We start from the raw sequence: 12,767 nt of genomic DNA on the forward strand, positions 1-12,767 counted from the left end.
ACATCCGGGATTTGGGATTCGGGATTGGAGATTCGCCATGCCGCACGGCTGCAAATCCCCAATCCCCAATCACGCATCCCTGCTGGTATGCAGGCGCTTCATCGCCTCGTTGAAATTACCTTGCAGTGCCAGCGGCAGGACATCGATGGCCGCGTCCACCGCAGCGCCGATTGCCGCGTCGTCGTCGCGCCCTGCCCGTCCCAGCACCCAGGGCACCACACGGTCCTTGTGGCCGGGATGGCCGATGCCGATCCGCAAGCGATGGAATTTACCGTGTCCGAGCAGGCGAATGGTGTCGCGCAGGCCGTTCTGGCCGCCGTGGCCGCCATCGAACTTGAGCCGCGCGATGCCCGGCGCAAGATCCAGTTCGTCGTGTGCAACGAGCAGTTGCTCCGGCTCGATCTTCCAGAACCGCAACGCGGCGGTGATCGATTTGCCGCTGAGATTCATGAAGGTGGCCGGCTTGAGCAGCCAGACAGATTGCCCGGCGATCTCGACCTTGGCGGTCTCGCCGAACAACTTGGCGTCCAGCCCCCAGCGCACGCCATGGCGCTCGACGAGGGCATCGACGAAACGAAACCCGGCGTTGTGCCGGGTTTGCGCGTGTTCCGGACCGGGATTCCCGAGTCCGACAATCAGGCGGAGTGCAGACATGCCAGTGACCGCAGCCGATCCCGCGCAGTGCGAGGGATCGGCCGACGGCTTACTTGGTCTCGGCGCCTTCGCTGCCTTCTTCACCGGCAGCGTCTTCTTCCTCGATCCGCACGTGCTTGGCAGCAACCACCGCCACGTCGTGCTCCTTGCCCAGCTTCAGCTCCGGAATTTCCACACCGGCCGGCAGCTTGATCTCGGACAAGTGGATCACGTTGCCCACTTCCAGGGCACCGAGGTCCACTTCGATGAACTCCGGCAGATCCTTCGGCAGGCAGACGACCTGAACTTCGTTGAGTTCGTGGGTGACGACCACTTCGCTGGACTTACCGGCCGGCGATGCTGCTTCGTTGATGAAGTGCAGCGGCACGGCGGCGCTGAGCTTCTCGTTGGCGCTGACGCGCTGGAAGTCGATGTGGATGATCAGCTGCTTGAACGGATGGCGCTGCATGTCACGCAGCAGCACCTGCTGCACGTCGCCATTGAGGTTCAGGTCGAGGATCGACGAGTAGAACCACTCGTTCTGCTGGGCAAGCCAGATCTGCTCGTGGTTGAGCTGGATGCTGACCGGCTCGAGTTCGCCACCGTAAACGATGGCCGGAATGACGCCAGCGTGACGTAGGCGGCGGCTCGCACCCTTCCCCTCGTTCGCGCGGCGCTCGACCTTGATTTCGTGAGTCTTTGCCATGTTGTTTCACTACCTAGATTGGAATACCGCCTCGCGGCGATGAAGCGTCTCACCCGCGACCAGGCGAGACGTGGTACCGGCACCCGGAACTCCGGGCACCGAATGCGGCATCAGTCGACGTAGAGCGAACTCACCGACTCGCCGAAGGCGATGCGGCGAATGGTCTCGGCCAGCAGTTCGGCCACGCTCAGCTGACGAATCTTGGCGCAGGTGCGCGCAGCTTCGTTCAGCGGAATCGTGTCGGTGACCACCAGCTCGTCGAGCTGCGAATTGTTGATGTTGTCCACTGCCGGGCCGGACAGCACCGGGTGGGTGATGTAGGCCACCACCTTGAGCGCGCCGCGCTGCTTCAGCGCTGCTGCGGCGGCGCACAGGGTACCGGCGGTGTCGACCAGATCGTCGACCAGCACGCAGGTCTTGCCCTGCACATCGCCGATGATGTTCATCACCGTGGCGACGTTGGCGCGCGGACGGCGCTTGTCGATGATGGCCAGATCCGCATCGTCCAGGCGCTTGGCGACGGCGCGCGCGCGCACCACGCCGCCCACGTCCGGCGATACCACGATCAGGTTGTCGGTGCCGTAGGCGCGCCAGATGTCGGCCAGCAGCAGCGGCGAGGCATAGACGTTATCGACCGGCACGTCGAAGAAGCCCTGGATCTGGTCGGCGTGCAGATCGACCGTCAACACGCGGTCGGCCTCCATTGCGCAGATCATCTTGGCGGCGACCTTGGCAGTGATCGGCACGCGCGAGGAGCGCATGCGACGGTCCTGGCGCGAGTAGCCGAAGTACGGGATGACCGCGGTCACCGACGCGGCGCTGGCGCGCTTGAGCGCGTCGATCAGCACCAGCAACTCCATCAGGTTTTCCGCGCTCGGCGCGCAGGTCGGCTGGATCACGAACACTTCCTGCCGGCGCACGCTTTCTTCGATCTCGACCTGTACCTCGCCATCGGAGAAGCGCGTGACCAGCGCCTTGCCCATGCGAACGCCGAGCTCCTTGCAGATGCTCAGGGCAAGCGGCTTGTTGGCATTGCCGGAGAACACCAGCAGGTTACGTTGGTCTTGCATGGGATCTCTCGGGCGGCGGCAAAGAGCGTGCGGGCGATGATGGAGCTGGACAAAGCCGACCAAATGCCGGGCTTTTCGTTGAATCCCCGCACATGGATGTGCGGGCTGTTGCAGAGGGACCTGCATATACGGCTGTTGCAGGGGACCTGCATATACGACTGCTGCAGAGGGACCTGCATCAACAACTGGCAGGGGCGGTAGGATTCGAACCTACGAATGCCAGGATCAAAACCTGGTGCCTTGGGCCTCTTGGCGACGCCCCTGCATCAAACCTGTCTCGCGTCCAGCGCGTCGAGCAGTGGCGAGTGCGCTGCACCTTCCACGACCCACGCCCTCAGGTTGTCCGGCAACTGCGCCATGGCCTGCTCTGCAGCAGCGCGCGTGGCGAATTCGACGAAACACCCGCTCCCCGACCCGGTCAAACGCGGCATCCCGATCCTGGACAGCGCCTGGAACACTGCCTCGATGGCGGGTTCACGGCGCCGCAGGACCGGCTCGAACGCATTGTCGAGCAGGGAACCCGAAGCGAAGTCCGCTATTTTCACGGGCGCGGCATCCCGCGTCAATTCCCGTGATTGAAATAAGACCGGGGTGGGCACGTGAATTCCCGGATCGACCAGCACGTAGGACGCTGCCGGGAGACCGATCGGGGACAGTCGCTCGCCGACACCCTCGGCCCAGGCATTGTGCCCGCGCACGAACACCGGCACGTCGGCACCCAGCCGCAGCCCCAGTTCGGCCAGCGTGTCGACCGGCAAGCCCAGGCCCCACAAGGCGTTCAGCGCGACCAGCACGGTGGCGGCATCCGACGAGCCGCCGCCGAAGCCGCCGCCGGCGGGGATGCGTTTGTCGACCCGGATGTCGGCGCCGGCCTGCGTCCCCGCGCTGGATTGCAGCAGGCGCGCGGCCCGGATGACCAGGTCATCGGCTTCCGCCACGCCGGGCAGGCTGTCGCCGATGCGCCGGATCAGGCCGTCGTTGCGCACACGAAGATGAATGGTGTCCCCCCAGTCCAGCAGCCGGAACACGGTCTGCAGCAGGTGGTAGCCATCGGCGCGGCGCCCGACGATCTGCAGGAACAGGTTGAGCTTGGCCGGCGCAGGCCAGGCCGACCAGCCCGTCTCCAGCGCGGACATCAGGGCGATACCGTCCATTGATCGACCAACAGGCGCACCTTGGCCTCGCCGTTGCGGGCTTCGATGCGCTGCGGCAGCTCGGGTTGCCCGGCGCCGGCCGGCGCCCAGGCGAGAAAGTCGATGGTCCAGCCATCCTGCTGCACGGTACGCGGCCGCCCGGCCGCATCCAGATCGGCGCGTTCGGCACCGGCGTCGGCGATGCGCAGCGCGCGCACCCAGTCCGGCATCTGGTTGACCGGGATGGTCCACCCGGTCGCTTCAAGCAGCACCTGCTCGGCATCCGGACCGCTGCGCGGGCCGCCGTCCAGCCCTTCCAGGCGTCCGGCGCCGCTGGCGGTGTCGCCAGTGAGCACCCAGCTCTGCCGGGTTACCGGCGCACTGAGCTGCACGCGATACTGCGCACCGTCCTGCTGCCAGTCGATGCGGCCGCTACCACCATTGCTGCCCTTGCTGATCGCCACCCGGCCCTGGAACGACCAGACCGGATGCGCCTGCAGCCAGGCCTGACGTGCGGCTTCGGCCTGCCGCGCACCCTCGGAAACCTGCGCGACCACTGCGGCGCCACCGCCCTGCCCGCGCGGCACGCTGACGCAGGCCGACAGCCCGACCAGCACCAGCCCGCTCAGGGCCAGTGTTCGGATCGTCCCGCTCATAGCCCGAATTTTTCCAGGGCGCGTTGCAGCGCGCGGTTGTCCGGATCCAGACGCCGCGCCTCATCGAAGTAGCGCCGCGCTTCGTCCTGCTTGCCGCTGACCCACAGCACCTCGCCCACGTGCGCGGCGATTTCCGGGTCCTTGACCAGCGCCCAGGCGCGGCGCAGCTGCACCAGGGCTTCCTTGGTGCGGCCCATGCGATACAGCACCCAGCCGTAGCTGTCGACGATGGCCGGGTTGTCCGGGTCGGCGGTGCGGGCGCGGTCGATCAGCGCCAGCGCTTCCTTGTAGCGGGTGGTGCGGTCGGCCAGGGTGTAGCCCAGCGCGTTCAGCGCCGCCACGTTTTCCGGTTCGGCCACCAGGATCTTGCGCAGGTCGGCCTCGGCACGCGCGACATCGTCGCGGCGCTCCCAGGCCAGGCCGCGGGCGTACAGCAGCGCGCCGTCGTCCGGATAGGCGGCCAGGCCGCGCTCGAAGGCATCCAGTTCACCCGCTGCGTCGTCGGCGCGCTGGTGCAGCTCGGCTTCGAGCACATAGGCGTCGCGACGCGCGTCGTCGTCGGCGCTGGCATCGCTCTGCAATGCGCGCGCTTCGGCGAGCGCCTCGGGCTTGCGGCCCAGCTCGTACAGGGCGCTGGCGGCGCGCAGGCGCGCCTCGCTCAGCTGCGGGCCGCCGGGCACGCCGCGATACCACTCCACCGCCTCGTCGTAGCGCTTGAGGAATTCGGCGATCTTGCCGAGCAGCAGGCGGCGGTCAGGGTCGGGCTTGGCGGCATTGCTCTTGAGCTCGCCGTACAGCGCCTCGAGCGCAGTGCGATCCTTTTCCTTGGCCAGCATGGAGGCACGCAGCCCGTAGGTCTGGGTGTCCTGCGGCCCGGTCGACAACACCCGTGCGGCGGCTTCGGTCTGCCCCATGGCGTCGTAGGCAAACGCCAGCGCGCCACGCAGCTCGGAATCCTTGACCGCCTGCGGCTCGACATTCTTCAGCAGTGCCAGCGCTTCGTCGTTCTTGCCTTCCTGCTGCAGCTGGGTGGCGTGCAACAAGGCCACGCGCGGCTCTTCGGGGAAGCGGCGCACCACTTCGTCGACGATGCGCTTGGCCAGCGCCGGGCGCTCCATGCGCAAGGCAAGCCGGCCGAATTCCTGCCAGGCTTCGATCTGATTGGGGATGGCGCCGGCCTTGACCAGGTCCTCGAGCACGTCGGCGGAGGCTTCCGGCTCGCGCCCGCCATTGGCCAGGGCGATCAGGGCGAAGCGCCAGCCGCGCGGGTCTGGCTCCTTGAGCAGGCCGAGCAGATCACGGCGGGCGGTACGCAGGTCGTTGCGGCGCAAGGCCAGCGAGGCTTCGGTACTGCGCATGGACATCGACGAGGGTGCGCGTGAGCGCCACAGCGCCAGGGCCTCGATCGCACGCGGGTCGTCGTTGGCCAGCATGGCGATGCGGGCGGCGCGTTCGGCCAGCCCGGCGTCGCCGGCCTCGGCCTTGGCGGCATCCAGGTAGGCGCGGGCGGCATCGTCCAACTGCCCGGCCTGCAAGGCAAATTCGCCGGCGAGCACCGGCTCCAGCGAGGTGGCGCCGGCGCGACCGGGCGGCGGCGCGGGCGGTGCTTTCTTGGGTGCTGCAGTGGCGCTGGCGGAGACTGCGACCAGCAAAAGAACACACAGGATGCGAATCGGTACAGGCATCGGGGGCAACCGGGCCGTAAAATGGGGCCCTGAATGGCCGCCAGCTTATCGCAAGCAACTGAACAATGACGTTGTGGGTGCTCGGACTGAATCACCAGACCGCACCTGTGGACCTGCGCGAACGCGCGGCGTTCGCAGGTGACGCGTTGCCGCGCGCGCTCGAATCCCTGCGCGCGTTGCCGCAGGTGCGCGAGGCCGCGCTGCTGTCCACCTGCAACCGCACCGAGCTGTATGCGATGTCCGACGACCCGCACAGCCTGGTGACCTGGCTGGAAACCCATGCGCCGGGCTTGAGTGGTTACCTCTATCAGCATCAGGAGGAAGCGGCGGTGCGCCACCTGTTCCGCGTCGCCACAGGGCTGGACTCGATGGTGCTGGGCGAGCCGCAGATCCTGGGCCAGGTCAAGGATGCCTGGGCAGTGGCCCGTGCACATGGCGCGCTGGGTAGCGGGCTGGACCGCCTGTTTCAGCAGACCTTCTCGGTCGCCAAGCGGGCGCGCACCGATACCCGCGTCGGTGCCAATCCGGTGTCGGTGGCCTCCACTGCGGTACGACTGGCGCAGGAATCCTTCGCGCGGCTCAACGAGTCCACCGTGCTGCTGATCGGCGCGGGCGAAACCATCGAGCTGGCGGCCAAGCATCTGAGCGAAGGCCGCGTGCGCCGCTTGTTGATCGCCAATCGCACGCTTGCGCATGCGCAGACGCTGGCCAGCCAGCACGGCGGTTACGCGCTGCCGCTGACCGATCTGGACCGCCATCTGGCCGAAGCCGACGTGGTGTTCTCGGCCACTGCCGCGCGCGAGCCGATCGTGACGCGGGTGCAGGTGGAACAGGCACTGCGCGCGCGCAAGCGCAAGCCGATGCTGCTGTTCGACCTGGCGGTGCCGCGCGACATCGAAGCCTCGGTGGCCGAACTCGGCGACGCCTACCTGTACACGGTGGACGACCTGGAACGCGCGGTGGAAGACAACCGCCGCGGCCGCCGTGAAGCCGCCGACCAGGCCGAAGCCATCATCGACCTGCAGGTGGCTCGCTATGTCGAGACCTTGCAGGCCAACGCGCGCCAGGCGCCGCTCAAGCGCTTGCGCGCGTTCGGCGACAGCACCCGCGACGAACTGCTGGCCAAGGCGCGCCAGCAATTGCACAACGGCAAGCCGGCCGACGAAGTACTGGAACAGCTGGCGCATGCGCTGACCAACCGGCTGCTGCATCCGCCCACCGCCGCGCTGCGCGATGCCGCGCTCAACAACGACCTGGACTTGACCAACGCGGCCGACCGGCTGTTCCCGGAAAAGCCGGGTTATCGACATCCCCCTGTAGCCACCCCGATCGTGAGGACCGATGACGCCGACCCTGCGCCGTAAGCTCGAAGCGCTGGCCGAGCGCCGCGAAGAACTGCAGCACCTGCTCTCCGACCCCGATGTGGTCAACAACAACGACAGGTTCCGCGCGCTGTCGCGCGAACTGTCGCAGCTGGAGCCGGTGGCCGTGGCCCTGGAAGACGAAGCGCGCGCCAAGGCCGACCTGAGCGCTGCCGAGGCGATGCGCAACGATCCGGAAATGCGCGAGCTGGCCGAAGAGGAGATCGCCGCCGCACAGGCACGCCTGGAAGAACTGGATGCGCAACTGGCCTTGCTGCTGGTGCCGCGCGACCCGCGCGATGACGGCAACCTGTTCCTGGAAGTACGCGCCGGTACCGGCGGCGACGAGGCGGCGATCTTTGCCGGCGACCTGTTCCGCATGTACGCGCGCTATGCCGAGCGCCAGGGCTGGAAGGTGGAAATCGAATCCGACAGCCCCGGCGAGCACGGCGGCTACAAGGAAGTGGTTGCACGGGTGGTCGGACGCGGCGCGTACTCGCGGCTGAAATTCGAATCCGGCACCCATCGTGTGCAGCGCGTGCCGGCGACCGAGTCGCAGGGCCGCATCCACACCTCGGCGGCGACGGTGGCGATCATTCCCGAAGCCGACGATGTGGAAGAGATCGTGATCAACCCGGCCGACCTGAAGGTGGACACCTTCCGCTCGTCCGGTGCCGGCGGCCAGCACGTCAACAAGACCGAGTCGGCGATCCGCATCACCCATGTGCCCAGTGGCGTGGTGGTGGAATGCCAGACCGAGCGCAGCCAGCACGCCAACCGTGACAAAGCGATGAAGCGGCTGAAGGCGCAATTGGTGGAAGCCGAACGCAGCAAGGCGGCCGCCGCCGAAGCGCAGACGCGCAAGCTGCAGGTCGGCAGCGGCGACCGCAGCCAGCGCATCCGCACCTACAGCTTCCCGCAGGGCCGCATCACCGACCATCGCGTGGAGGGCCTGACGCTGTACGACCTGCCCAACATCATCGAAGGCGATCTGGATGCACTGATCGCACGACTGCTGCACGAGCATCAGGCCGACGAACTGGCACGGTTGAGCGACAGCCCGTGAGTGCGCAGGTCCCGCGCGAGCTGCTGCAGCTGCGCGAGGCGGTGCGACGCCAGCCGGGCGACTTCATCGCATGGCTGATGCTGGCCGATGCCGAGCTCGGCATGGGCGCAATCGTTGCAGGCGAGGCCGCGGTACAACGCGCGCTTGCACTGCAGCCAGGCCATCCGGAAGCGGTGGCGCGGCTTGGCCGGGTGCGCTGGACGCAGCAACGGCATGCCGACGCGGCAGCGTTGTTGCAGCAGGCATCGGACCTGGTGCCGCAACATCCGGGCATCGCGCTGTGGCTGGGGCATGCATTGGAAGATGCAGGCCAGGCCGAAGCTGCCGCGGCCGCGTATACGCGTGCGCATCAGCTGCTGCCCGATGAGCCGTATATCGCTGCGCAACTGCTCAACTGGCGACGCCGCCTGTGCGACTGGCGTGAGCTGGATGCGCTCGCTGCGCAGGTGCGCAGTGCCGTGGCGCAGGGCGCTGCCGCGGTGGAACCGTTCGCCTTCCTGAGCGAGGACACCAGCGCTGCCGAACAGCTTGCATGTGCACGGACGCGCGCGCAGGCAGTCGCTGCGATGTTGCGCCCGTTACCGCCGACTGCAATGCGCAGCCAGGGCGGGTTGCGGCTCGGCTTCGTTTCCAACGGGTTTGGTGCGCACCCCACCGGCTTGCTGACGGTCGCGCTGTTCGAAGCGCTGAAGCGCCGGCAGCCGGCGCTACAACTGCATCTGTTCGCCACCAGCCATGACGACCGCAGCGAGATCCGCGCGCGCCTGGCGCAAGCCACCACGCTGCACGATGTCACCGCGCTCGGGCACCTGGCCACCGCGCAGCACATCCGCGACCAGCGCATCGATCTGCTGTTCGACCTGCGCGGCTGGGGCGGTGGCGGGCGCCCGGAAGTGTTCGCACTGCGGCCGGCGCCGCTGCAGCTCAACTGGCTGGCATATCCGGGCACGTCGGGCGCGCCGTGGATGGACTATGTGCTGGGCGATGCGTTTGCGCTGCCGTCGTCGCTGGAGCCGTTCTACCGCGAGCGCGTGCTGCGCCTGAACGGTGCGTTTCAGCCGTCGGACACCTCGCGCGTGGTCGCCGAGCCGCCGTCGCGGGCGCAGTGCGGTTTGCCCGAGCATGGCGTAGTGCTGTGCTGCTTCAACAACAGCTACAAGCTCAATCCCCGCAGCATGGCGCGCATGCTGGTCGTGTTGCGTGCGGTGCCGGGCAGCGTGCTGTGGCTGTTGTCCGGACCGGGCGAGGCCGATGCACGCCTGCGTGCGGTGGCGCAGACGCAAGGCGTGGCTGCGCAGCGCCTGGTGTTCATGCCGAAGCTGCCGCACGCGCAGTATCTGGCGCGCTACCGGCATGCGGACCTGTTCCTGGATACGCATCCGTACAACGCGCATACCACCGCATCGGATGCCTTATGGGCCGGTTGCCCGGTGTTGACCACGCCCGGCGAGACATTTGCCGCGCGCGTGGCCGGCAGCCTGAATCATCATCTGGGCCTGGATGAGATGAATGTGGCCGATGACGCTGCGTTCGTTGCCAAGGCGGTGGCGTTGGCGACTGACCCAGCGGCATTGAGTGCGCTGCGTGCGCGGGTGGCGGAGCGTCGGCGCGAGTCGGGCGTGTTCGATATGGATGGGTTTGCCGACGGATTCGCGGATCTGATGCAAGCACTCGCGCGCCAACATGGTTGGTTGGGTAACTAGAGCGGGCTGCTTGCCTTTTCAAGGTCGATGGCTGTCCTCCGCTGTACCCTCACCCCAACCCCTCTCCCGGGGGAGAGGGGTTCGAAAGAGACTCGTCCATTGTGCGGCTTCACGCCGTGGTGCTGTACCCGGTCGTTCCGGCTCGCTAGGCTTGGGGCATGCCTTCCAATCCCGACTTCATTCCCTTGCACCTGTGCGTGCTGACGGTGTCCGACAGCCGCACGCTGGCCGATGATCGCTCCGGCGACTATCTGGTCGATGCCCTCACTCACGACGGCCATGTGCTGCACGAGCGCGCCCTGTGTCCGGACGATCGCTACCGCATGCGCGCGATCGTCTCTGCGTGGATCGCCGATGCGCAGGTCGACGGCATCCTGATCACTGGCGGCACCGGCTTTACCGGCCGTGACAGCACGCCGGAGGCGATTACCCCGTTGCTGGACAAGACCATGCCCGGTTTCGGCGAGTTGTTCCGCGCGGTCAGTGTCGACGAAATCGGCACCTCCTCACTGCAGTCGCGCGCGTTTGCGGGGCTGGCCAATCACAGTTTTGTGTTCTGCCTGCCCGGCTCCACCTCGGCCTGCCGCACGGCCTGGGAAAAGATCGTGCGTGCGCAGCTGGATGCGCGGACCAAGCCCTGCAATCTGGCGACACTGCGTCCACGTCTGGGCGAATAGCCTGCGCGCTCCATCGCTGTTGGAACGCGCATGTCGCACCTGAAACGCAAGGCCTACAAGAAGTTGCTGGCACCGCTGCAGCTGGAACTGGTCAACATGGCGCGCTGGCTGCGGCATACCAACCAGCGCGCGCTGGTATTGGTGGAAGGCCGCGACACCGCCGGCAAAGGTGGTGTGATCCAGGCCATCGCCAGCCATCTGAACCCGCGCCAGTGCCGGGTGGTGGCGTTGCCGACACCCAACGATCGCGAAAGCACGCAATGGTATTTCCAGCGCTATGTGGCGCACCTGCCGGCGGCCGGCGAGTTGGTGCTGATGGATCGCAGCTGGTACAACCGCGCCGGCGTGGAACGGGTGATGGGCTATTGCACCGACGCGCAGTACGACGCGTTTCTGGAGCAGGCGCCGCGCTTCGAACAACTGCTCGTCGACGACGGCATCCTGTTGTTCAAGTACTGGCTGTGCGTGGATCAGGCCGAACAGGAACAGCGCTTTGCCGAACGCCAGGAAGATCCGCTCAAGGGCTGGAAACTGTCGCCGGTGGATCTGCAGTCACGCAGCAAGTACGAGGACTACACCGCCGCGCGTGAGCGCATGCTCGAGGTAACGCATACGCCGGACGCGCCATGGACGCTGGTGGATTTCAACGACCAGAAGCGCGGCCGGTTGAGCCTGATCCGCAATCTGCTGGATCGGCTCCCGGACACCGCGGTGCCAGATGACACGCTGCAGCTGCCGCCACTGGACGGCAAGCCGCACAAGGAACGTTACGGCGTGCTGGAACCGATCGACGATTACGCCGGCCAGTCCTGAGAGATCTCGTCACTGGCCGCAGTGGCACGTGGCAAGGGGTACAGCCCGGCCTGGCGCTCGGCCTGCTCGGCCTGCAGCACCAGCTGGCTCAGGCGCTGGCTGAACAGCTGCATGAAACCGCGGTGCAGCGGGCGCATCGCTTCGATGTAGTCGACGTCGTCGGCCTGCGCACCGAGCGGGCTGCAGGACGACAGCAGCACTTCGTCCAGGCGTAGCGCGCTGTCGGGCAGACGCACCAGCGCGGCGCGGCGCAACCAGTCGCGCATGCCCTGGCGGTACTCGGCAGCCAGGATATAGGCCACTTCGACCTGATCCAGGTCCACATCCGGGTTCCACGCCAGCACCTGGATGACCTGCGAGCGCTCGTCCAGCATGCGGCTCTCGGCAACCAGGCCGTGCAGTTGCTGCAGCAGACGCCACTGGACGCCGGCGGCCTCGCGCTGCGGGGCAGGCATGGTCTCGATCGCCAGCGCCAGGCGGCGTGCGAACAGCGCCGGCACTTCGGCCAGGACGATCGGGCCGGCATCGGCGCCGAGCAGGAAACGTTCGGTGCGCAGCGTGGCGGTGTCGGGCAGGTAGCCGTCCTGCAGCGGGCGCATCACGCCGTGGTCGAGCAGCGACAGCACCACGTCCAGCCAATAGCGACGCTCCTGTTGCAGCGCGCGGTTGGCGGTGGCGTTCTGCCAGGCCGGACGGAGATCGTCCAGACGCGCGATGCAGGCCTGGGCATCGAGGGTGTCCCAGGGCGCGCGGGTGGCGTCGTTGGGATCGAAATTCTCCACGTTGAGCATGCCGCCGCCGAAACGGTGCCAGGCTGCGCCGCGCTGGGTGCCGGCGGGATCCGGCCTGGAGGCCGACAGCGGCACCGCGGGGGCCGGGCGCAACAGGGCTGCGTAGGCGTCGGCCCAGGAATCGGGCAGACGCGCCGACAGCGGATAGCTGGCAGCGGACGCGCCCAGGCCGTGACGTGCGAGCTTCAGGCTCCACAGCACCGCAGCGATCACGATGCCGCCGAAGATCCAGGCCAGCAGCCAGCTGGTGGCCGCCTGCCCCGGCTGCAGCACGCGGGTCTGCGGCTGCAGAAACAGCAGCCAGCCACTGCCCGACAGGACGCCCAGGTACAGCCATGGCGCCAGCTGCGCCAGGCGACGGTTGCGGGTAGGCAGTTCCTGCCCGTCGGTGTGATCTTGAGATGGAGCGGCCATATATTCCCCCTGCACGCCTGATCGCGCTGACAAGGTTATCGGCGACGCATCGCAAGTCT

12 protein-coding genes and 1 tRNA gene are annotated in these 12,767 nt (G+C 67.4%); 5 read left to right on the top strand and 8 right to left on the bottom strand.

All coding sequences use genetic code 11. From position 1 onward, the window contains the following. Positions 1 to 69: 69 nt before the first annotated feature. From pth to DYQ94_RS07035, 7 genes are all read right to left on the bottom strand, one after another. Entirely contained in the window at positions 70 to 654 is a 585-nt protein-coding gene (gene pth / locus DYQ94_RS07005) for an aminoacyl-tRNA hydrolase (RefSeq protein ID WP_065031994.1), read from the bottom strand. 49 nt (positions 655 to 703) lie between these two features. Then, complete coding sequence (locus DYQ94_RS07010) at positions 704 to 1,339, bottom strand: 50S ribosomal protein L25/general stress protein Ctc (protein WP_016900688.1); 636 nt, start codon at positions 1,337 to 1,339, stop codon at positions 704 to 706. Positions 1,340 to 1,449: 110 nt separating this feature from the next. Then, a complete protein-coding gene (locus tag DYQ94_RS07015; protein ID WP_002811729.1) occupies positions 1,450 to 2,409 on the bottom strand; it encodes a ribose-phosphate diphosphokinase in 960 nt (319 codons plus the stop codon). Positions 2,410 to 2,595: 186 nt separating this feature from the next. Next, positions 2,596 to 2,672: transfer RNA gene (locus tag DYQ94_RS07020), tRNA-Gln, on the bottom strand. A gap of 3 nt (positions 2,673 to 2,675) precedes the next feature. Further along, positions 2,676 to 3,563: a 4-(cytidine 5'-diphospho)-2-C-methyl-D-erythritol kinase gene (ispE, locus tag DYQ94_RS07025; RefSeq protein WP_126966975.1), complete on the bottom strand. Its 888-nt coding sequence runs from the start codon at positions 3,561 to 3,563 to the stop codon at positions 2,676 to 2,678. Further along, the gene (gene lolB / locus DYQ94_RS07030; RefSeq protein WP_126966976.1) at positions 3,545 to 4,198 is read right to left on the bottom strand and encodes a lipoprotein insertase outer membrane protein LolB; all 654 of its coding nucleotides are present in this window, start codon (positions 4,196 to 4,198) and stop codon (positions 3,545 to 3,547) included. The genes ispE and lolB overlap by 19 nt, the downstream gene beginning before the upstream one ends. Next, positions 4,195 to 5,883 carry a tetratricopeptide repeat protein gene (locus DYQ94_RS07035; RefSeq protein WP_126966977.1) on the bottom strand — a complete coding sequence of 563 codons (1,689 nt, stop codon included), beginning with the start codon at positions 5,881 to 5,883 and terminating at the stop codon, positions 4,195 to 4,197. The genes lolB and DYQ94_RS07035 overlap by 4 nt, the downstream gene beginning before the upstream one ends. Before the next feature lie 65 nt (positions 5,884 to 5,948). Here DYQ94_RS07035 and hemA point away from each other — a divergent pair, with 65 nt between their 5' ends. From hemA to ppk2, 5 genes are all read left to right on the top strand, one after another. Then, positions 5,949 to 7,247 carry a glutamyl-tRNA reductase gene (gene hemA, locus DYQ94_RS07040; RefSeq protein WP_065031998.1) on the top strand — a complete coding sequence of 433 codons (1,299 nt, stop codon included), beginning with the start codon at positions 5,949 to 5,951 and terminating at the stop codon, positions 7,245 to 7,247. Further along, a complete protein-coding gene (gene prfA, locus DYQ94_RS07045; RefSeq protein WP_046345802.1) occupies positions 7,225 to 8,310 on the top strand; it encodes a peptide chain release factor 1 in 1,086 nt (361 codons plus the stop codon). Before hemA ends, prfA begins: the two co-directional genes overlap by 23 nt. Beyond that, a complete protein-coding gene (locus DYQ94_RS07050; protein ID WP_126966978.1) occupies positions 8,307 to 10,013 on the top strand; it encodes an O-linked N-acetylglucosamine transferase, SPINDLY family protein in 1,707 nt (568 codons plus the stop codon). Before prfA ends, DYQ94_RS07050 begins: the two co-directional genes overlap by 4 nt. A 158-nt stretch (positions 10,014 to 10,171) precedes the next feature. Then, positions 10,172 to 10,690 (top strand): molybdenum cofactor biosynthesis protein B, encoded by a 519-nt coding sequence (gene moaB / locus DYQ94_RS07055; RefSeq protein ID WP_024938580.1) that lies wholly within the window; start codon positions 10,172 to 10,174, stop codon positions 10,688 to 10,690. 30 nt (positions 10,691 to 10,720) lie between these two features. Continuing rightward, positions 10,721 to 11,503 carry a polyphosphate kinase 2 gene (ppk2, locus tag DYQ94_RS07060; RefSeq protein ID WP_024938581.1) on the top strand — a complete coding sequence of 261 codons (783 nt, stop codon included), beginning with the start codon at positions 10,721 to 10,723 and terminating at the stop codon, positions 11,501 to 11,503. On the opposite strand, the gene DYQ94_RS07065 is transcribed toward ppk2, so the two are convergent. Continuing rightward, the gene (locus DYQ94_RS07065) at positions 11,485 to 12,708 is read right to left on the bottom strand and encodes a hypothetical protein (RefSeq protein WP_126966979.1); all 1,224 of its coding nucleotides are present in this window, start codon (positions 12,706 to 12,708) and stop codon (positions 11,485 to 11,487) included. The genes ppk2 and DYQ94_RS07065 overlap by 19 nt on opposite strands. Between the last annotated feature and the right edge of the window lie 59 nt (positions 12,709 to 12,767).

Source organism: Xanthomonas sp. LMG 8993 (assembly GCF_009835065.2).
Classification (GTDB): domain Bacteria; phylum Pseudomonadota; class Gammaproteobacteria; order Xanthomonadales; family Xanthomonadaceae; genus Xanthomonas; species Xanthomonas arboricola.

Bases quoted from the DNA above. Each gene is read 5' to 3' on its own strand.
- pth (WP_065031994.1), bottom strand. From the start codon at position 654: ATGTCTGCACTCCGCCTGATTGTCGGACTCGGGAATCCCGGTCCGGAA.
- DYQ94_RS07010 (WP_016900688.1), bottom strand. From the start codon at position 1,339: ATGGCAAAGACTCACGAAATCAAGGTCGAGCGCCGCGCGAACGAGGGG.
- DYQ94_RS07015 (WP_002811729.1), bottom strand. From the start codon at position 2,409: ATGCAAGACCAACGTAACCTGCTGGTGTTCTCCGGCAATGCCAACAAG.
- ispE (WP_126966975.1), bottom strand. From the start codon at position 3,563: ATGGACGGTATCGCCCTGATGTCCGCGCTGGAGACGGGCTGGTCGGCC.
- lolB (WP_126966976.1), bottom strand. From the start codon at position 4,198: ATGAGCGGGACGATCCGAACACTGGCCCTGAGCGGGCTGGTGCTGGTC.
- DYQ94_RS07035 (WP_126966977.1), bottom strand. From the start codon at position 5,883: ATGCCTGTACCGATTCGCATCCTGTGTGTTCTTTTGCTGGTCGCAGTC.
- hemA (WP_065031998.1), top strand. From the start codon at position 5,949: ATGACGTTGTGGGTGCTCGGACTGAATCACCAGACCGCACCTGTGGAC.
- prfA (WP_046345802.1), top strand. From the start codon at position 7,225: ATGACGCCGACCCTGCGCCGTAAGCTCGAAGCGCTGGCCGAGCGCCGC.
- moaB (WP_024938580.1), top strand. From the start codon at position 10,172: ATGCCTTCCAATCCCGACTTCATTCCCTTGCACCTGTGCGTGCTGACG.
- ppk2 (WP_024938581.1), top strand. From the start codon at position 10,721: ATGTCGCACCTGAAACGCAAGGCCTACAAGAAGTTGCTGGCACCGCTG.
- DYQ94_RS07065 (WP_126966979.1), bottom strand. From the start codon at position 12,708: ATGGCCGCTCCATCTCAAGATCACACCGACGGGCAGGAACTGCCTACC.